We start from the raw sequence: 18362 nt of genomic DNA on the forward strand, positions 1-18362 counted from the left end.
GGTGAGGAGCCCGCCGCAGCGGTCATCTCGAACCATGCAGGCCGAGCACGTTCGGCAGCTTCCGAGCTGTCGCCTGCGATAGCTCCAGGACGACGGGAAAGTTGAATGGCCATCGCCGACAAACTGCTGGTGCAACGGCAACGTCATCTGAAATGGCGCGGGCTCGACTGGCTCGAGCTTGCGCTGATGATCCTCTGCGGCGTGCTCTGCTTCGGCTTCTCGCTGTCGGTGACCGCCGACATCGTCACCCGCACCATCGGCCATCCCTGGCTGTGGCTTCAGGAAGTCACCTCGACGTTGTTCATCTATGCGATCTTCGTCGGCACTGCGGCTGCGACCCGGCGCAACGACCACCTTTATCTCACCGCCATTTCCGAGGCGATGCACGGCACGTCGCGCCTGATTGTCGAACTGATCATCCGCCTCGTCGTGCTCGGCGTCGCCTTCTGCTTGATCTGGTACGGCTACCAGAATTATCTCCGCGGCTTCGGCAGTTTCCGCCTGCCGTCCGGCACGCCGATCGCTTCGCTCTATGCGATCATCCCGCTCTCGGGCGTGCTGATCGGCCTGTTTACCATCGAGCAGCTCGTCAACGGTTTGCGCAACGGTTTTGACCACCCCGAGCCGCCCGAGGAGGACGGAACGCCTATCATCACCGACGCACAGATGAGGGCGCAGCCGTGAGCGCACCCATTGTCCTGGCATTGATGACGATCTGCTTCCTGTCGTTCGGCTATCTCGGCGTGCCCGTGCCGTTCTCGCTGATGGCCGGCGTCTTCATCGGCGCGCTTCTCTCCGACGTGTCGCTCGCCGCCATCATCCAGAAGATCTTCGACGGCGTCGATTCCGAGGCGCTGCTGGCGATCCCGTTCTTCCTGCTGGTCGGCGAGCTCATGAGCTCGGCCAATGTGGTGGTACGAATAGCCAATCTCTCGGTGTCGCTGGTCGGACATATCAGGGGCGGGCTGTCGCAGGTCGTGGTGGTCTTCAGCATGTTCTTCTCGGAGATGTCGGGCTCGACCACCGCCGACGTCGCGGTGATGAGCCGCGCGCTGGGCGGCCCGATGAAGCGCGAGGGCTACGAGCCCGCCTTCATCGCCGCGATCATCGCCTCCGCCTCGACCATCGCAGCGCTGGTGCCGCCGAGCATCACCGCGGTGGTCTATGGTGCCGTCGGCAACGTCTCGATCGCCGGTCTGTTCATGGCGGGCGTCGTGCCGGGACTGATGATCGGCTTCGGGCTGATGATCTACTGCTATTTCTTCGGGCCCTCCGGCCTGCGCAAGCCGCGCGCGCCGCTGCGGCAGGTGGTGTTCGCGGCGGGCGATGCGGCGCTGCCGTTGATGATCCCGGTTATCCTGCTCGGTGGCATTCTCACCGGCTGGTTCACGCCGACGGAAGCGGGCGTCGTGGCCGTCGTCTGGATTGTCGTCGTCGTGATCCCCGCGCTCAACCGCGGGCACATCAGGAAGATCCCGTACGATTTCTGTCTTGCGGGCCTCATCTTCTCGCTGCCGCTGATCACCATCGGCGCCGCCAATGCGTTCGGCTGGATGCTCGCTTATCTGCGCGGCGCAAGCTACATCGCCGATGTCATCACCTCGATGGCCGGCAACGACCCGCACCTGATCATGCTGTTGATGGTGCTGCTCTTCACGGTGGTCGGTGATTTCATCGAGCCGGTGCCGACCATCATCATCTTCATGCCGCTGGTCAACACACTGACGGAAGCCGGCGACATCAACGCCGTGCATATGGGCGTGGTGCTGATCGCAACGCTGGCGTTCGGTCTGATCACACCGCCCTACGGCCTAGTGCTGCTGATGGCGTCGAAATTCGTGGGCGTCAGTTTCGCAAAAGCGCTACGCGCCGCGTTGCCGATCTACCTCGTGTTCCTTGGGACGATTGCGTTCGCGATCTACTTCCCGAGCGTGGTGCTGTGGCTGCCGCAGAAAGTGTTGCCGGAATCGGTCGGATGCTTCAAGTCGCCGGCGGGCACGGGCTATATCTGTCCCAAGTAAGCCCGCTCGAGCGAACGCTACTTGCTCTTGCTGGTGAATTTCTTGACCGCGGCGCGGAATTCCTCCGTGTTCATCGCCATGATGATCTTGTGCTCTTCGGCGTCGAGCTGCTGCTTCACCGGCGTCGTGGCGGCCTGGTAGACCAGCGATTTGGTGCCGGCAATCGCCGCCGGCGGGTTCTGCGCCAGCCGCTCGGCGAGTTGTCGCGTCGCCGCCTTCAACTCCGTCGCGGGAACGACCTTCGCGACCAGGCCCCATTCATGGGCTTGCTGCGCGGTAAAATTGTCCTCGGATAGGAAAATCTGGAGCGCGCGGCGGGAGCCGACCGTGTTGACGATGCCGACCGTAGATCCGCCATCCGGCGAGACGCCGATCTTGGCATAGGCCGGCGTGAACTTGGCGTCGTCGGCTGCGATGCAGAGATCGGTGACGAAGGCGAGGCCCATGCCGGCGCCGGCCGCCGAGCCATGGACGCTAGAGAGCGAGATCTTCGGCATGCGCCTGATGATCTCGATAAAGGTGTGATAATGCTTCAAGAGCTCGCCGACGACAGGCGTTACCGTGTTGGCCTCAGCCGCCGCACCAATCGTCTGCAGATCGCCGCCTGCTGAAAAGGCGCGGCCCTCGCCTTCGATCACCACAACTTTGATGTCGTCAGCGTTCTCGATATAGGCCGCGAGCTGTTCGAGCTTTTGCGCGATCGCCAGATTGATCGAGTTGAACGCGGTGGGGCGGTTGAGCGTGATGGTTGCAATCGGGCCGTCGATCCGCAGCAAAGCGGGATCGTCGGGTTGGGAGATTGGAGCTGGCATCTTGAAATCCCCGGCATGAGGTCGCTGCTCCAACTAGATCGCAGAAGGCGAGGGGTGACAATCCCCGGCCGCCAGTGCCCCGCCCGGTGCTCTTGCGCAAGCCGGAACGATAGGCTCAAATGTACCCGCCTTTGCCAAGGGACGGACACGAGCGCCGGCTCCTCCTGGGCCAGAAAATCAAAACCAGCGAGAGAGGAGACGACATGGGTCACGCTCGTGTCTCCGGAAATGGGCTGTTCCGATGACGGATGGTCCGGTGATCATTGTCGGTGCCGGCCATGGCGGCTACCAGGTCGCGGCATCCCTGCGCCAGGCAGGTTTTTCCGCTCCCATCTGCCTGGTCAATGACGAGGCGCATCTGCCCTATCAACGGCCGCCTTTGTCCAAGGCCTATATCAAGGGTGCGGCCGGGCCGGAGAGCCTGATGTTCCGGCCGGAGAAGTTCTACCAGGACCAGACCATCGAGCTGATCGCGGGCCGCGTGGTGTCGATCGACCGCGCGGGGCGCAAGGTGCTGCTCGCGTCGGGAAAGACGCTGCCTTACGGCCATCTCGTGCTGGCGACCGGCGCGCGCAACCGTTTGCTCGATCTGCCCAACGCCAATCTTCCCGACGTGAAGTATCTGCGCATCCTCGACGAGAGCGAGGCGCTGCGAAAGATCATCCCGTCGAAGACGCGCGTGGTGGTCATCGGTGCCGGCTTCATCGGACTGGAATTCGCGGCCACTGCGCGCATCAAGGGGCTGGAGGTCGACGTGCTCGAGCTCGCCCCGCGTGTGATGGCGCGCGCGGTGACGGCGGAGGTCTCGGAGTATTTTCAGGCGCGGCATCGCGAGGCCGGCATCCGCATTCACCTCGGCGTACAGGCAACCGCGATCGAGGCCCAAGGCAGCAAGGACGCCGGCAAGGTCACCGGCGTCTCCTTGAGCGACGGAAGGCATCTGCCCGCCGATCTCGTCGTGGTCGGCGTCGGCGTGCTGCCGAACATCGAGCTTGCGGCCGAGGCGGGGCTGCCGGTTGCTGCCGGCATCATCGTCGACGAATATCTCTCGACAGCTGATCCCGATATCTCGGCGATCGGCGATTGCGCGCTGTTCGCAAGCCCGCGCTTCGGCGGTTCGCTGCGCGTGGAATCGGTGCAGAACGCCACCGATCACGCCCGCTGCCTCGCGGCGCGGCTGACCGGCGACCGGAAGGCCTATGACAGCCATCCCTGGTTCTGGAGCGACCAGGGTGACGACAAGCTGCAGATCGCGGGCCTCACCACCGGCTACGACCGCGTCGTGCTCCGCGGCGATCCCGCCAGGAAGGCGTTCTCGGCGTTTTGCTATAAGGGCGAGAAGCTGCTCGGCATCGAATCGATCAACCGCGCCGGCGACCACATGTTCGGCCGCCGTCTGTTCGGCCTGAATCGCTCGATCACGCCAGAGCAGGCCGCCGATGAAAGTTTTGACCTGAAAGGCGCGCTGGCGTGATCAGCCGGCGTTGAGGACGGCGGCGACTTCCGCCGCCGTCGGCATCGACGGCCCCGCGCCCATGCGCTGCACGGAGATCGAGGCGGCGGCATTGGCGAACGCGAGTGCCGCGCGCAGTGCTGCGCCATCGGCGAGTTGTGCCGCGAGCGCTCCCACAAAATAATCGCCCGCGCCTGTGGTGTCGATCGCCTTCACCGCGCGACCGGCCACCGACAACTCCTCGCGTCCGGCGAGCGCGAGCACGCCGCGCTTGCCGAGCGTCACGCAGATGGTCTGGTCCTCGCGTGCCTGAAGTCTTCGCGCGACGTCGATGATCCGCGCAGCCTCGTCTCTGTCAGACAACTCCACGCCGGCGAGGAAGCCGAGTTCGGTCTCGTTCAGCACGAGGATGTCGACGAGCGCGAGCAATTCGCCGGACATGTTTTGCGCCGGGGCCGGATTGAGCAGCGTCGTGGCCCCGGCCGCACGGGCGCGCCGGAAGAACGCGGCAATCGTCGGCAACGGGATTTCGAATTGGCTGACGGCAACGTCGCCTTTCAACATCGGTACAACGCTGACATCATCAGCGCCGACCAGCGCATTGGCGCCGGGAATGACGATGATGGTGTTGTCGGCGTCCGCCACGGTGATAATCGCGGTGCCGGTGTGGGCCTCAGTCGTCTCCTGGAGGTAGCCGAGATCGATGCCCTGATCGCCAAGAAAAGCCTTCAGCTCACCTCCAAACGAATCCTTGCCGAGCCGTCCGATCAGCGTGGTCCTCGCGCCGAGCCGCGATGCCGCGACCGCCTGGTTGGCGCCCTTGCCGCCCGGGAAATACAGTACCTGCTTGCCGGCGACGGTCTCGCCGACCCGGGGATGGCGATCGGCTGTCGCCACTACATCCATGTTGATGCTGCCGGCGACGAAGACGCGTCCCATCATGACTCCTGCGAACGCTAGACCCTGGCCTCGAACTCGTGCCTGACCTTGGCGATGTCGACAAGCGTCGGCAGGCCGGCTTCGTTGCCTAGACGCTGGATCTTGAAGGTCGAGGCGGCGCGGGCAAAATCAAAGTGCTCGCGCCAGCTTTTGCCGGGATGGGCGAGATAGGAATAGACATAGGCGCCGTGGAAGACATCGCCGGCGCCGTTGGTATCGATCACGCGCTCGCGCGGGATCGGCATCGCCGGCATGATCTCGACCGCGCCTGTTTCGTTGTACCAGAGCAGGCCCTTCTCGCCCATGGTGATGCCGCCGATCTTGCAGCCGCGGCTCTTGAGATAGTCCAGCATCTTCTCCGGCGTCAGGTCCATTTGTTCGCACAGGCGCTCGGCAACGATTGCGACGTCGATGAATTCCAATAGCTCATGCGTGTTGGTGCGCAGGCCGCCGCCGTCGAGCGAGGTCAGGATGCCGGCCTCGCGGCAGACTTTCGCGTAGTGGATCGCGGCATCGGGCTGGTGGCCGTCGACATGCAGCGCGCGGCAGCCGCCGAGATTTAGCATCGGGAACGGATGGATGTGGTCGTCGTCGCGGCAGCGGACGATGGCGCGCTTGCCGTCCTTCGGCATGATGAAGGACAGCGAGGACTGGTTGACCTTCCGCCCGTGCAGCGAGATCGCGTATTTCGCGCACATGTCCATGAACATGCGACCGAGCCAGTCATTGGCCGCAGTGGCGATCAGATCGGGCACGATGCCGAGCTTGGCGCAGCAGAACGCCGCTGTCACCGCGTTGCCGCCGAAGGAAACCGCGTAGTCGGAGGCCACGTGCTTCTCGTCGCCGGTCGGCATGTGGTCGGTAATGAAGACGACGTCGATATAGGTCTGTCCGATAAAGAGAGCCTGCATTGATTGTCCGTGATGCGCTTTGTGGTCCCGGCCGGCGCGCTTACTGTAGCACCGGTCCCGTTGAGGGACCGCTGAAATTATTCGCAAAACTGCCGCCCGAAGCGCTTGAGGTCGGCATAGTGCCGGAATACGACCATGACAGGGCGATGCCAAGCCCGGGCAAATGCCGTCTCTCGGTCCACGGTTCCGGCCGATCCACAGGGGGAAACATGATCACCGGCCTCGATCACATCGTCGCTCTGGTCAGGGATATCGGTACGGCCAAGGCGGCCTTTCAGACGCTGCTCGGGCGCGCGCCGGCGTGGCAGAACTCGGGCGAGGGCGCTGACCGGGTGCTGTTCACCCTCGCGAACATGACGATCGAATTGATGGCGCCGAACGGCTTCAGCTTGACCGCCGACCGCATGCGCGCGCTGCTCGGCGATCAAGAGGGCGTGCTCGCCAGCCTGTGCTTTCGTGTCGCAGACATCGGCAAGATGCACCGGCGGCTGGAGCGGGTGGCGCTCAAGCCGGATGGTGTTGCCGAGGTCGAAATCAGCGACGCGCAGAGCGGCGCGGTCCTCCACTGGAAGCGGACGCGCGCCGCCACGGAGCTCACGCGCGGCGTGCGCATGTTCTTCCTCGAACTGGCCGATGAGCGTCCGCTTTCGCCTGCGACCGATATCGGGCCGATCGATGCGCTCGACCACGTCGTGATCACCACCGAGGATTCCGAGCGAGCCGCCGCGCTCTACGGCGCGCGGCTCCGGCTTGATCTGGCGCTCGATCGCTCGCACCAGGATTGGGGCCAGCTGATGTTCTTCCGCTGCGGCGATCTCGTCGTCGAGGTGGTGCGCCGCCCCGTCGCGGGCGGCGACTCCCTGCATGACCGCCTTTGGGGCCTGAGCTGGCGGGTGATCGACATCGACGCCACGCGCGCCCGCCTGATCGCTGCCGGGCTCGACGTCACCGAGGTCCGCAACGGCCGCAAGCCGGGCACGCGGGTGATGACGGTCAGGGCCGGCACTTGCGGCATCCAGACGGTGCTGCTGGAGCGCTCGCCGAAGCCGGTGGAGTAGGTTAGGCCTTTCCCCGTCATTGCGAGCGCAGCGAAGCAATCCAGAATCCCTCCACGGAGACAGTCTGGATTGCTTCGTCGCAAGGGCGCCTCGCCATGACGGCGAGCGCGTGTTACATCCATCCTGAGACCACCCAGCGAGCAACCGGTTTGGCGAAGGCAAAGCGAACTCTGAAATGGCAGCGCGATCCCGAGGGGATGCGGCTGCGCATTCTCGAAGCGGCCAAGCAGGAATTCTCGGCCCACGGTCTTGCCGGCGCACGTGTCGATCGCATTGCTGAACAGGCCGGCGCCAACAAGCGGATGCTGTACTATCACGTCGGCAACAAGGACGAGCTCTATCTCGCGGTGCTCGAAGGCGCCTATGACAAGATCCGCAGCGAGGAGCGTGGGCTCGATCTCGAGCACCTCGACCCGCCCGAGGCCATCAGGCGCCTGATCGAGTTCACCTGGAATTACTTTCTGCGCAATCCCGAATTCCTGTCGCTGCTCCAGACCGAGAACCTCGCGCGCGCAAAGCATTTGAAGCGCTCGACCAAGGTCAAGTCGATGCACTCGCCCTTCGTCGAGATGATCCGCACCGTGGTGCGCCGCGGTGTCGAGAGCGGCGACTTCCAGGTCGCGGTCGATCCGGTGCAGCTCTACATCTCGATCGCGGGGCTTTGCTTCTTCTATCTCTCGAACTCGGCGACGCTCAGCGTGATCTTCGGCCGCGATTTGCTGGCCAAGGACGCCAAGGACGAGCGGCTGGCCCACATGGTCGGCCTCGTGCTGGCAGCGCTGACGGGGCGCTCGGCGGAGCTGCTGAAGATTGCCAAGGCGCCGAAGTCGCGCGCCGCGGTGGCGCAGACGGTTTAATCTCAAGCTCTCGCCGGATCCGTCATGGCCGGGTTTGTCCTGGCTTGTCCCGGCCGTCCACGCGCGTCTCCGCGTGAGGAGAGGCGTGGATGCCCGGGACAAGCCCGGGCACGACCAGCGGGGGAACAGGCACAAAACGTCACAGGGAAACCTCTGGACAGTATTTACCCAATCGGTTAATTTCTCCCTCAACGAACAAGACGACCGGGAGTGAGAACGTGGCGGAGCTGAAGCCGCAGAGTGCGGTGTCCAAGATGCTGAATGCGGCCTGGATTCGGCCGTTCCTGTTCCTTGTCTTCATCGTCGTCGCCTGGGATCTCGCGATCCGGCTGTTCAAGATTCCCGCCTATCAAATCCCGTCACCTGGCGATGTCCTTGCAGTGCTACGCACCGACTGGCCGGAATTGCTTCGCCAGTCCTGGCCGACGACCTATGCCACTGTCTGCGGCTTCCTGCTGTCGGCGCTGTTCGGCATTCCCGTCGCCATGCTGATCGCGGGGTCGAAGACGGTGGAGAGCTACGTCTATCCGCTGCTGGTGTTCTCGCAATCCGTGCCGAAGATCGCGATCGCGCCGCTGTTCGTGGTGTGGTTCGGTTTCGGCATCATTCCGAAAGTGATTTCGGCCTTCCTGCTCGGCTTCTTCCCGGTGGTGGTCTCCGCCGTGCAGGGCTTCAAATCGGTCGATCCGGATATGGTGGATCTCGCCCGCGCCATGCAGGGCAGTCGCTTCCAGGTGTTTTGTGCGGTGAACTTACCGCATGCGCTGCCCGCGATCTTCTCCGGCCTCAAAGTGTCGGTGACGCTGGCGGTGGTCGGCGCCGTCGTCGGCGAGTTCGTGGGTTCCAATTCCGGCATCGGCTACGTGATGCAGCGCTCGATCGGCACGTTCGACCTGCCGACGATGTTCGCAGCCCTCGTGATCCTCGCGCTGCTCGGCGTGATCCTGTTCTGGGTCGTGGACCGCATCGAGAAGCTGGTCATTCCCTGGCATGTCAGCCAGCGTGAGGACGTGATTTTCGCATCTTAACTAAAGCAACGAACGGCCACCAACGGCCGAAGCAAATCGACAAGGGAGAGTGACGATGAAGCGGTGGATTGGAGCAGTCTCTGCGGCGCTGATGGTGTTTGCGGCGATGCCGGCGCAGGCCGCCGACAAGGTCGTGCTGATGCTAAACTGGTACGTCTATGGCGAGCACGCGCCGTTCTATTACGGCAAGGCCAAGGGCATTTACGCAGCCGAGGGCATCGATCTCGAGATCCAGGAAGGCCGCGGATCGGCTGCGACCACGCAGGCGGTGGCTGCCAAGACCGCCGATTTCGGCTATGTCGACGTGCCCACCATGATGCGCGCCGCGATCAAGGGCGCGCCTGTGGTTGCGACCGGCGTGCTGCTCCAGACCAGCCCGATGTCCGCCATGGGTTTCGTCGACAAGAACATCAGGAAGCCCGAGGACATCAAGGGCAAGACGGTCGCGATCACGCCTGCCGATTCCATGACCCAGATCTGGCCGTTGTTCCTGAAGAAGACCGGCCTGAAGGAGAGCGACTTCCAGACCGTCGCGGGCGACGGCCAGACCAAGCTCAATGCGGTCATCAACGGCCAGGCTGACCTCCTGCTCGGTTACGTCATGGACCAGTCGATGAAGATCAAGGACGCCACCGGCAAGGACGTCTATCCGATCAAGTTCGCGGACTACGGCATCAACATGGTCTCCTCGGGCATCATCGCCAACACCGATTATGTGAAGGCCAATGCCGACCTCGTGCGCCGCTTCATGTCGGCGACGACAAAGGCGGTCGAGGCCGCCGAGAAGGAGCCGAAGGCGGCGGCGCAGTCGATCCTCGACGCCAACCCGAAGGGCGGCAAAATCGATACGCTGACGCAAGGTTTTGAGTTGACCATTCCGCTCTACCGGACCGCGGAGACCAAGAGCAAGCGGCCGTTCCAGGTCACCGACCAGAACATGACCGACTCCGTCAATCTGATGGTCGAATATGGCGGGCTGGACGCCAAGGCCAAGGACAATCCGAAGGCGTTCTATACCAACGACTACCTGCCGAAGAGCGGCTCGTGAAACCTGCTACAGTTATGAGTGAAATCGCGCAGCCGGCCGCACATCTGAGATTGGTGAGCGACCGGGCCGCCGGCGATGCGTCGGGCATCAACCTGTCCGGCGTGTCCAAAACCTATCGGACGCGCGACGGTGACGTGCCGTCGCTGCGGCCGCTCGACTTTCACATCAATGACGGGGAGTTCTTCGTCGTGGTCGGCCCGTCCGGCTGCGGCAAGTCCACGCTGCTCAAGCTGATCTCGGGACTGTTGCCGCCGACGACGGGTGAGATCCTGGTCGAGGGCGAGAAGGTGACGGCGCCGCACGGCAATGTCGGCATCGTGTTCCAGAACGCGCTGCTGCTGCCATGGCGCAACATCTTGGCCAACGTGATGCTGCCGATCGACATGAAGCGGCTGCCGCGCCAGACATATCTCGACCGCGCCAAGGCGCTGTTGAAGATGGTTGGGCTCGAAGGTTTCGAGAGGAAGCTGCCATGGCAACTCTCCGGCGGCATGCAGCAGCGCGCCTCGATCTGTCGCGCGCTGGTTCACGATCCCAAGATCATGCTGATGGACGAGCCGTTCGGCGCGCTCGATGCGCTGACGCGCGAGCGCATGAATGTCGAGTTGATGCGGATCCAGCGCGAAACGAAAAAAACGGTGCTGCTGATCACGCATTCGATCCCCGAGGCGGTGTTCCTCGCCGATCGCGTGCTGGTCATGACCGAGCGGCCCGGCGCGATCGCCGCGATCTACGACGTGCCACTGCCGCGTCCACGTTCGCTCGACGTGATGGCTGATCCTGTTTTCACCGAACTCGTGCAACGCATCCGCAAGCATTTCTTTTCACAAGGGGCGTTGGATTAGTTAGCGATGGTGTTCTCCAGCCCGACCACATGCACGGTGCGCTCCCTCCCCCGCGTGCGGGGGAGGACTGGGGAGAGGGTATCTCCGCATCAGGATTGTCCGGTCGCGGAAAGAACCCTCACCCGGCGCTGCGCGCCGACCTCTCCCGCAAGCGGGCGAGGTGCACCGTCCGAGCAGCCAGACCGGTTTCCAACAAGCTCACATGCGGAAGCACCATGCCACCGCGCCTGAAGCTGCGAGACATCGCGTTCTTCGAACGTCCCGTGCATTTCGCGCGGCCGTTCCGCTTTGGCGCGATCACGATCAACGCGACGCCGCAGCTGTTCGTGCGGGTCGAGATCGAGGTCGAAGGCAAGGGGACCGCGGTCGGCGCCAGCGCCGAGCTGCTGGTACCAAAATGGTTCGACAAGCGGCCGGAGCTGTCGCCGGCACAGACCGTCGATGATCTGCGCCGCTCGCTGGAGATCGCGCGGCGGCTTTATCTTGCGCGAACTGGATTTCTGACGGCATTCGATCTGCATGCCTCGTGCATCGGTGCCCAGGTCGCGACCTGTGCGAAAAAGAATATTCCGGCGCTTGCGGCGGCTTACGGCCCCGCGGAAATCGACAAGGCGGTCCTCGATGCGCTGCTCCGCGCCGCCGAGACCAGTTTTTTCGAGGGCATGGCCGGCAACATCGCCGGAATCGATGCGCGGCTGTCGCCTGACCTGAAGGAAACGGATCTCACGACGTTTCTATCCGGCCGGAAGCCGGTGTCGCGTGTTGCCATCAGGCATACCGTCGGCCTCGACGATACCGTTGAAGGTGAGGGCGGGGTTGCCGATGCCCGCGACAACTCCGGTGCAAGATATTTCAAGCTGAAGCTGTCGGGCGATCCCGTGGCCGACGCAGCGCGGCTGGCGCGGATCGGCAAGGAGCTCGATACGCTTGGACGTGACTACAAGGCGACGCTCGATGCCAACGAGCAATATGCGGATCTCGCGGCGTTGCAGGCGCTGATGGACCGGCTTGATCGTGATCCCACATTGCGGCCGATCGCGTCGCGCTTGCTCTACGTCGAGCAGCCGATGCCGCGCGATATCACCCGGCAGTCACCGCTGGGTTCGCTGGCCGCGCGTGGCTTTATCATCGACGAAGCCGATGATTCCTACGACGCGTTCCCTGCGGCCCCGGGCGCTCGGCTATTGCGGCATCTCCTCGAAGTCCTGCAAGGGGCTCTACAAGTCCATCGTCAACGCGACGCGTGCGGCGAAATGGAGCGCGGGCGGCGAAAGATTCTTCGTCACCGGCGAAGATCTCACCTGTCAGGCGGGTCTTGCCGTGCAGCAGGACCTCGCGCTCGGCGCCTTCCTTGGCATCACGCACGCCGAGCGCAACGGCCATCACTATGTCGACGGCTTTGGCGAGGCGCCCGCCGCAGAAGCCGAGGCCTTCGCGGCAGCACATCCCGATCTCTACGCCGATGCCGGGCAGGGCATCCGGCTCTCCATTCACAACGGCGATCTCCTGACGGGATCGCTCAACCGAGCGGGTTTTGCGACGTCGGTCCATCCGGACTGGTCGGCACTGCGCCTGCTCGAACAGCCAAAATCACCTAGGGAGCAATCGGTATGACCACCCAACGCCTCGGCCTTATCATGAACGGCGTCACCGGCCGCATGGGCCTGAACCAGCATCTGATTCGCTCGATCGTCGCGATCCGCGAGCAGGGCGGCGTCCGTTTGAAGAACGGCGATCGCGTGATGCCTGATCCGATCCTGGTCGGTCGCAGCGCCGAGAAGGTCGAGGGGCTGGCCAAGCGCTACAACATCACGCGCTGGACCACCGACCTCGACGCGGCGCTCGCCGACAAGAACGACACCATGTTTTTCGACGCCGCGACCACGCAGGCGCGCCCCGGTCTGCTCACCCAGGCCATCAATGCCGGCAAGCATGTTTATTGCGAGAAGCCGATCGCGACGAATTTCGAGGCGGCGCTCGAGGTCGTCAAGCTCGCCAATTCCAAGGGCGTCAAGCACGGCACGGTGCAGGACAAGCTGTTCCTGCCGGGCCTGAAGAAGATCGCCTTCCTGCGTGACTCCGGCTTCTTCGGCCGCATCCTCTCGGTACGCGGCGAGTTCGGCTATTGGGTGTTCGAAGGTGGTTGGCAGGAGGCGCAGCGCCCGTCATGGAATTACCGCGACGAGGACGGCGGCGGCATTATCCTCGATATGGTCTGCCACTGGCGCTACGTGCTCGACAATCTCTTCGGCGAGGTCGAGAGCGTGAGCTGCATCGGCAACACCGACATTCCCGAGCGTTTCGACGAGCAGGGCAAGAAGTACAAAGCGACCGCCGACGACTCCGCGTATGCGACGTTCCAGCTCAAGGGCGGCGCCATCGCCCACATCAACATGTCCTGGGTGACGCGCGTCTATCGCGACGATCTCGTCACCTTCCAGGTCGACGGCACGCTCGGCTCGGCAGTCGCCGGCCTTTCGGACTGCATGATCCAGGCGCGGCAGGCAACACCCCGGCCGGTGTGGAATCCCGACGAGAAGCGGCTGCATGACTTTTACGGCGATTGGCAGAAACTGCCGGATAATGTCACCTACGACAACGGCTTCAAGGAGCAGTGGGAGATGTTCATCCGCCACGTCTACGAGGATGCGCCCTACAAGTTCACGCTGCTCGAAGGCGTCAAGGGTGTGCAGCTCGCCGAATGCGCGTTGAAGAGCTGGAAGGAGCGGCGCTGGATCGACGTCGCCCCGATCAAGGTCTGAGGAGGGAACAATGAATAAGCCCGTCCTGCCCAAGCCTGTCCCTTCAACGTCGTCCCTGTCGCTCAAGCTGCCGAAAGCCGATCGTTCGATCGAGACCTACCGGCTCGCGGCGTCGCGAACGTTTCCCGCAAAGCTCGAGGGACCGCTGAATCGCATCGCATTTTCGGCCGTCCATACGGTGGTCGATCCTTTCGCCGACAACGATCCCTGGCTTTCGGTTGCCGTCGACTGGGACAAGACCATCGCCTTCCGTGAACATGTCTGGGACCTCGGTCTCGGCGTCGCCGAAGCCATGGACACCGCGCAGCGCGGCATGGGGCTGGACTGGCCGAATTCGCTGGAGCTGATCACGCGTTCGGTGTCTGCCGCCAAGCATCGCAACGCGCTGGTGTTCTCTGGAGCAGGCACCGATCATCTCGCGGTCGAGGACGCCAAGAATCTCGACGACGTGATCCGCGCCTATGAGGAGCAGATATCGGCGGTCGAAAAGGTCGATGGTCGAATCATTTTAATGGCGTCGCGCGCGCTGGCGAAGCTGGGCCGTAACGCCGACGATTACGCAAAGGTCTATGACCGCGTGCTCTCGCAGGTTCGCGAGCCCGTGATCATCCACTGGCTCGGCGACATGTTTGATCCGGCGCTGACGGGATATTGGGGCACCAACGATCTCGACAAGGCGATGGACACGGCGGTAGCCATCATCAACGGCAACGCGGCCAAGATCGACGGCGTCAAGGTTTCGCTGCTCGACAAGCAGCGCGAGATCGACATGCGCAGGCGTCTCGACAAGCGCATCAAGATGTACACCGGCGACGACTTCAACTATGCGGAGCTGATCGCCGGCGACGGCGAAGGCTTTTCACACGCGCTGCTCGGCATCTTCGATGCGATCGCACCGGCGGCGTCCTACGCGCTGTCGCGGTTGGCAGCCGGCGACGAGGCCGGCTTCCACGATGTGCTGGGACCGACGGTGCCGCTGTCGCGCCACATCTTCAAGGCGCCGACGCGCTTCTACAAGACCGGGGTTGTCTTCATGGCTTATCTCAACGGCCACCAGGACCATTTCACCATGGTCGGCGGGCAGGAGAGCACGCGCTCGATGCTGCATCTTGCCGAGCTGTTCCGCCTTGCCGATCAGGCCGGTCTGCTTGCCAATCCTGAACTTGCGACGCGACGGATGAAGACCGTGCTGGCTTCGCACGGAATCGAATCCTGATGCGCGATTTCTCGTCCGACCATCGCTGGCTGTCGCTCAACACGGCGACGGTCCGCAAGCAGGGTGACCTCGTCGAGATCATCGACGCCTGTGCCAAGCACGGCATCCGCGCCATCGATCCCTGGCGCGACCAGGTCGCGGCCGTCGGCCTCGATCGTGCCGCGCGTGCGGTGCGTGATGCCGGTCTCGACCTATCGGGCTATTGCCGGGGTGGCATGTTCACATCCGACGCTGCACGCCGAGACGAGGTGCGCGACGACAACCGGCGCTGCGTCGACGAAGCCAAGGCGCTGGGAGCACCCTGCATCGTGCTCGTCGTCGGCGGCCTGCCGCAATATTCGCGGCCGGGCAGCAAGGCGTCGAAGGACATCGCCGGCGCGCGGACGCAGGTCGAGGAAGCGCTAGCTGAGATGCTCGACTACGCCAAACAGGCAAAGCTGCCGCTGGCGATCGAGCCGCTGCATCCGGCCTATGCGGCGGACCGCGCCTGCGTCAACACGACGAAGCAAGCGCTCGACATCTGCGACCGGCTTGATCCTGATCGCAGCGGCATGCTCGGTGTCGCGCTCGACGTCTATCACATCTGGTGGGACCCCGAGCTGATGGAGCAGATCGCGCGCGCCGGCAAGGATCGCCTGCTGGCCTTTCATGTCTGCGACTGGCTGGTGCCGACGAAAGACATCCTCAACGACCGTGGCATGATGGGCGACGGCGTCATCGACATCAAATCGGTGCGCGAAGCGGTCGAGGCGCAGGGCTTTGCCGGCTATTCGGAGATCGAAATCTTCTCCAACGGCTGGTGGGACAAACCGATGGACGAGGTGCTGCAAACCTGCATCACGCGGCACAAGACGGTGGCTTAGGCCTTCGGAATAATCCGTTGCGCGCAGCGGCGCTGAGATCTCAGCCGATCGCGCAGGGCACGCTCAAAAATCCGCGGAACCGCACTCGTCCGCCCCGCACCGGCTGTCCGCTCACGGCGTAGTTCGGGAAGCGCACCAAAAAGCGCGAGACCGCGATGGCGCCTTCCAGCCGCGCCAGCGCCATGCCGGCGCATTGATGCGCGCCGGTGGCGAAGGCGAGATGCCGGTTCGGCGTGCGCGCGACGTCGAATCTCTCAGGGTCCGGAAACTGTGCCGGATCGCGGTTGGCAGCGCCGATGCAAAGCGTAATCGACGTGCCGGCGTCGAGCATGACGCCGCCGAGTTCGACCCGCTCGGTGGTCATGCGGTTGCCGAGTTGGTTAGAGCTTTCGTAGCGCAGCACCTCTTCGACCGCAGGTTTGATCAAATCCGGATGGCCGATCAAGCGCTGTTTCTGATCCGGATTCCGGTCGAGCGTCACGAGGCCGTTGCCGATCAGGTTGGTGGTGGTCTCGTGGCCGGCATTGAGCAGGAAGATGCAATTGTGCAGCAACTCCTTCTCGGTCAGCCGCTCGCCGTTCTCCTCGCCATTACCTTCTCCCTGGATCAGTCGCGTCAGCACGTCGCGTTCGGGATTGCCGGGCCTTTCGCGACGGCGCACGACCAGCGTCGAGAGATAAGCGAGAAAGTCCGTCACGGCTTTATTGCCGCGGGCAGCCACTTCAGGCGACACCACCGGTTCGAGCGCACCGAGGATCGCCAACGACCAGTCGCGCAGCGGCTCGCGCTCGTCATGGGGAACGTCGAGCAGATTGCCGATCACCTCGATGGGGATCGATGCGGCGAAGTCCTCGATCAGTTCGCAATCACCTTTGGCGGCGATGGCGTCGAGCAGGCCGTCAACCAGCTTGATGATATCAGGCTCCATCCCTGCGATCGCACGCGGTGACAGCGCGCCCATGATCAGGCGCCGTACGCGCGTATGCGCCGGCGGATCGTTGAAGACGAGGCTGGTGGTGTGGTGCTCGTAGAGCGGGGTGTCGCCGTATTTCGGCGCGAACTCACGCTTCTTGTCCGAGCTGAACGATATTGTGTTCTTGTAGGTCGTGACGAGATCGTCATAGCGGGTCAGGAACACGGTGCCGTTGGGCAGGCGCTTGACCGGTTCGTTCTCCCGCAGTGCACGATAGGTGGGGTAGGGATCGGCGTAGAAGTCGGACGTCAGCTTCTCCAGATCGAACTTGGCTGCCAGTTCATTCGCACTTGCGTTCATGCCGCCATACTCGCCGGTTGAGTCCGATATGCTGTTTTCGCTCTTTCGAACGACGCGGGTCACCGTCTACAGTCGTGCCATGATTTGCAAGCCGACCGGACAGGAAAATGCACGCCCGCGCTGACGCTGCCGACACGGCCGCCGAGTCTAGCACTCATTGGCCCGACGATATTTTCGCGACCTTGCAACGCTTCGGCGTCCGGCAGGTGCCCTACGTGCCCGACGCCGGCCATTCGAGGCTGATCGAGCGCGTGCTGGCCTCGTCCACGATGCGCGGCATTCCGCTGACGACGGAGGAGGAGGGCGTGGCGCTGCTGGCCGGCGCCTGGACCGGCGGACAGCGCGGTGTGTTGCTGATGCAGTCGAGCGGCGTCGGCAATTGCATCAACATGCTGTCGCTGATCCCGATCCTGCGCTTTCCCTTCCTCACGCTGGTGACCATGCGCGGCGAGTGGGGCGAGTTCAATCCGTGGCAGGTGCCGATGGGATCGACCACGCAGGGCGTATTCGAACTATCAGGCGTCAAGGTGCTGCGTGCCTCGAACGCGGCCGAGGTGCCGGCCGTATTGGAGGCGGCGGCTGGACAGGCCTACAACGCCCTTACGCCCACCGCTGTCCTGCTGTCGCAGCGCCTGATCGGCGCCAAGGTCTTCACCAAATGAGCAAGGCCAATCTCCTCGACCGCCGTCAGGTGGTGTCCGCGCTGCTTGCGAACCGCAAGGACGTGGTTGCGATCGGCGGCCTCGGAGCTTCCACCAACGACATGTGCGCGGCTGGCGACCACGCGCGCAACTTCTATCTCTGGGGCGGCATGGGTGGCGCGGCGATGATCGGCCTCGGGCTCGCGCTGGCGCAGCCAAAACTGCCGGTGCTCGTCATCACCGGTGACGGCGAGATGCTGATGGGGCTGGGCAGCCTCGCCACCATCGGCCTGCAGAAGCCGTCCAACCTCTCGATCGCGGTGCTCGACAACGAGGCCTATGGCGAGACCGGCGGCCAGACCAGCCACACCTCGGCCGCCGCCGACCTCGTCGGCGTCGCCAGGGCCTGCGGCATCGGGGATAGCCGGTCTGTGACAACCATGGCCGAGGTCGAGGCCTTCGCCAAAGCCGTCCACGACGTCTCGGTCGGACCACGATTCGCCAACGTGAAAATCGACAGCGCCAATCTGGAGCGAATCTTGCCAAGTCGGGATGGGACTTACATTCTCAACCGGATCCGGGGCGACCTCGGCTTTCAGCCGATCTAGGCTGGCTTCCCCAGCGGCCCCGTCCTG

At 63.7% G+C, this 18362-nt stretch carries 17 protein-coding genes and 1 pseudogene; 14 read left to right on the forward strand and 4 right to left on the reverse strand.

The annotated features are described in order from the left end of the window. Nucleotides 1-105: 105 nt before the first annotated feature. On the forward strand, nucleotides 106-684 hold the full coding sequence (locus ACVWYI_RS13655; RefSeq protein WP_456662312.1) for a TRAP transporter small permease: 579 nt from the start codon (nucleotides 106-108) through the stop codon (nucleotides 682-684). After that, nucleotides 681-2021: a TRAP transporter large permease gene (locus tag ACVWYI_RS13660; protein WP_354051885.1), complete on the forward strand. Its 1341-nt coding sequence runs from the start codon at nucleotides 681-683 to the stop codon at nucleotides 2019-2021. Before ACVWYI_RS13655 ends, ACVWYI_RS13660 begins: the two co-directional genes overlap by 4 nt. Before the next feature lie 17 nt (nucleotides 2022-2038). Here the strand turns inward: ACVWYI_RS13660 and ACVWYI_RS13665 are convergent, their stop codons facing one another. Then, on the reverse strand, nucleotides 2039-2833 hold the full coding sequence (locus ACVWYI_RS13665; protein ID WP_456662313.1) for an enoyl-CoA hydratase/isomerase family protein: 795 nt from the start codon (nucleotides 2831-2833) through the stop codon (nucleotides 2039-2041). Nucleotides 2834-3074: 241 nt separating this feature from the next. Between ACVWYI_RS13665 and ACVWYI_RS13670 the strand changes: the two genes are divergently transcribed. After that, a complete protein-coding gene (locus ACVWYI_RS13670) occupies nucleotides 3075-4307 on the forward strand; it encodes an NAD(P)/FAD-dependent oxidoreductase (protein ID WP_456662314.1) in 1233 nt (410 codons plus the stop codon). Here ACVWYI_RS13670 and ACVWYI_RS13675 read toward each other — a convergent pair whose 3' ends face one another. Together ACVWYI_RS13675 and ACVWYI_RS13680 are read right to left on the reverse strand one after the other, a co-directional pair. Continuing rightward, nucleotides 4308-5225, reverse strand: a complete 918-nt coding sequence (locus ACVWYI_RS13675) for a ribokinase (RefSeq protein ID WP_456664520.1) — start codon at nucleotides 5223-5225, stop codon at nucleotides 4308-4310. A gap of 17 nt (nucleotides 5226-5242) precedes the next feature. Further along, nucleotides 5243-6136 carry a sugar kinase gene (locus tag ACVWYI_RS13680; protein ID WP_247342754.1) on the reverse strand — a complete coding sequence of 298 codons (894 nt, stop codon included), beginning with the start codon at nucleotides 6134-6136 and terminating at the stop codon, nucleotides 5243-5245. Nucleotides 6137-6345: 209 nt separating this feature from the next. Here ACVWYI_RS13680 and ACVWYI_RS13685 point away from each other — a divergent pair, with 209 nt between their 5' ends. From ACVWYI_RS13685 to ACVWYI_RS13725, 9 genes and pseudogenes are all read left to right on the forward strand, one after another. Beyond that, nucleotides 6346-7194 carry a VOC family protein gene (locus ACVWYI_RS13685; RefSeq protein WP_456662315.1) on the forward strand — a complete coding sequence of 283 codons (849 nt, stop codon included), beginning with the start codon at nucleotides 6346-6348 and terminating at the stop codon, nucleotides 7192-7194. Between the two features lie 95 nt (nucleotides 7195-7289). After that, nucleotides 7290-8051: a TetR/AcrR family transcriptional regulator gene (locus ACVWYI_RS13690; protein WP_456662316.1), complete on the forward strand. Its 762-nt coding sequence runs from the start codon at nucleotides 7290-7292 to the stop codon at nucleotides 8049-8051. A gap of 218 nt (nucleotides 8052-8269) precedes the next feature. Continuing rightward, nucleotides 8270-9079: an ABC transporter permease gene (locus ACVWYI_RS13695; protein WP_456650794.1), complete on the forward strand. Its 810-nt coding sequence runs from the start codon at nucleotides 8270-8272 to the stop codon at nucleotides 9077-9079. A gap of 55 nt (nucleotides 9080-9134) precedes the next feature. Beyond that, the gene (locus ACVWYI_RS13700) at nucleotides 9135-10127 is read left to right on the forward strand and encodes an ABC transporter substrate-binding protein (protein WP_247349675.1); all 993 of its coding nucleotides are present in this window, start codon (nucleotides 9135-9137) and stop codon (nucleotides 10125-10127) included. A gap of 14 nt (nucleotides 10128-10141) precedes the next feature. Further along, the gene (locus ACVWYI_RS13705) at nucleotides 10142-10972 is read left to right on the forward strand and encodes an ABC transporter ATP-binding protein (protein ID WP_456664521.1); all 831 of its coding nucleotides are present in this window, start codon (nucleotides 10142-10144) and stop codon (nucleotides 10970-10972) included. 215 nt (nucleotides 10973-11187) lie between these two features. Further along, a pseudogene (locus tag ACVWYI_RS13710) lies at nucleotides 11188-12586 on the forward strand (hypothetical protein). Beyond that, the gene (locus tag ACVWYI_RS13715) at nucleotides 12583-13734 is read left to right on the forward strand and encodes a Gfo/Idh/MocA family protein (RefSeq protein ID WP_247288534.1); all 1152 of its coding nucleotides are present in this window, start codon (nucleotides 12583-12585) and stop codon (nucleotides 13732-13734) included. Before ACVWYI_RS13710 ends, ACVWYI_RS13715 begins: the two are co-directional and overlap by 4 nt. 10 nt (nucleotides 13735-13744) lie before the next feature. Continuing rightward, entirely contained in the window at nucleotides 13745-14950 is a 1206-nt protein-coding gene (locus ACVWYI_RS13720; protein WP_456662317.1) for a dihydrodipicolinate synthase family protein, read from the forward strand. Then, nucleotides 14950-15813 (forward strand): sugar phosphate isomerase/epimerase family protein, encoded by an 864-nt coding sequence (locus ACVWYI_RS13725; protein WP_456662318.1) that lies wholly within the window; start codon nucleotides 14950-14952, stop codon nucleotides 15811-15813. The genes ACVWYI_RS13720 and ACVWYI_RS13725 overlap by 1 nt, the downstream gene beginning before the upstream one ends. Before the next feature lie 40 nt (nucleotides 15814-15853). On the opposite strand, the gene ACVWYI_RS13730 is transcribed toward ACVWYI_RS13725, so the two are convergent. Continuing rightward, the gene (locus ACVWYI_RS13730) at nucleotides 15854-17086 is read right to left on the reverse strand and encodes a cytochrome P450 (protein WP_456662319.1); all 1233 of its coding nucleotides are present in this window, start codon (nucleotides 17084-17086) and stop codon (nucleotides 15854-15856) included. 107 nt (nucleotides 17087-17193) lie between these two features. On the opposite strand from ACVWYI_RS13730, the gene ACVWYI_RS13735 reads away from it, so the two are divergent. Continuing rightward, the gene (locus tag ACVWYI_RS13735; RefSeq protein ID WP_456662320.1) at nucleotides 17194-17748 is read left to right on the forward strand and encodes a phosphonopyruvate decarboxylase; all 555 of its coding nucleotides are present in this window, start codon (nucleotides 17194-17196) and stop codon (nucleotides 17746-17748) included. Next, nucleotides 17745-18335 (forward strand): thiamine pyrophosphate-dependent enzyme, encoded by a 591-nt coding sequence (locus ACVWYI_RS13740; protein WP_456662321.1) that lies wholly within the window; start codon nucleotides 17745-17747, stop codon nucleotides 18333-18335. Before ACVWYI_RS13735 ends, ACVWYI_RS13740 begins: the two co-directional genes overlap by 4 nt. Nucleotides 18336-18362 lie beyond the last annotated feature (27 nt).

The sequence above is a fragment of the Bradyrhizobium sp. LB13.1 genome, assembly GCF_054056815.1.

Bases quoted from the DNA above. Each gene is read 5' to 3' on its own strand.
- ACVWYI_RS13665 (WP_456662313.1), bottom strand. From the start codon at position 2,833: ATGCCAGCTCCAATCTCCCAACCCGACGATCCCGCTTTGCTGCGGATC.
- ACVWYI_RS13680 (WP_247342754.1), bottom strand. From the start codon at position 6,136: ATGCAGGCTCTCTTTATCGGACAGACCTATATCGACGTCGTCTTCATT.
- ACVWYI_RS13720 (WP_456662317.1), top strand. From the start codon at position 13,745: ATGAATAAGCCCGTCCTGCCCAAGCCTGTCCCTTCAACGTCGTCCCTG.
- ACVWYI_RS13715 (WP_247288534.1), top strand. From the start codon at position 12,583: ATGACCACCCAACGCCTCGGCCTTATCATGAACGGCGTCACCGGCCGC.
- ACVWYI_RS13730 (WP_456662319.1), bottom strand. From the start codon at position 17,086: ATGAACGCAAGTGCGAATGAACTGGCAGCCAAGTTCGATCTGGAGAAG.
- ACVWYI_RS13735 (WP_456662320.1), top strand. From the start codon at position 17,194: ATGCACGCCCGCGCTGACGCTGCCGACACGGCCGCCGAGTCTAGCACT.
- ACVWYI_RS13705 (WP_456664521.1), top strand. From the start codon at position 10,142: ATGAGTGAAATCGCGCAGCCGGCCGCACATCTGAGATTGGTGAGCGAC.
- ACVWYI_RS13685 (WP_456662315.1), top strand. From the start codon at position 6,346: ATGATCACCGGCCTCGATCACATCGTCGCTCTGGTCAGGGATATCGGT.
- ACVWYI_RS13655 (WP_456662312.1), top strand. From the start codon at position 106: ATGGCCATCGCCGACAAACTGCTGGTGCAACGGCAACGTCATCTGAAA.
- ACVWYI_RS13725 (WP_456662318.1), top strand. From the start codon at position 14,950: ATGCGCGATTTCTCGTCCGACCATCGCTGGCTGTCGCTCAACACGGCG.
- ACVWYI_RS13700 (WP_247349675.1), top strand. From the start codon at position 9,135: ATGAAGCGGTGGATTGGAGCAGTCTCTGCGGCGCTGATGGTGTTTGCG.
- ACVWYI_RS13675 (WP_456664520.1), bottom strand. From the start codon at position 5,225: ATGGGACGCGTCTTCGTCGCCGGCAGCATCAACATGGATGTAGTGGCG.
- ACVWYI_RS13670 (WP_456662314.1), top strand. From the start codon at position 3,075: ATGACGGATGGTCCGGTGATCATTGTCGGTGCCGGCCATGGCGGCTAC.
- ACVWYI_RS13740 (WP_456662321.1), top strand. From the start codon at position 17,745: ATGAGCAAGGCCAATCTCCTCGACCGCCGTCAGGTGGTGTCCGCGCTG.
- ACVWYI_RS13690 (WP_456662316.1), top strand. From the start codon at position 7,290: ATGACGGCGAGCGCGTGTTACATCCATCCTGAGACCACCCAGCGAGCA.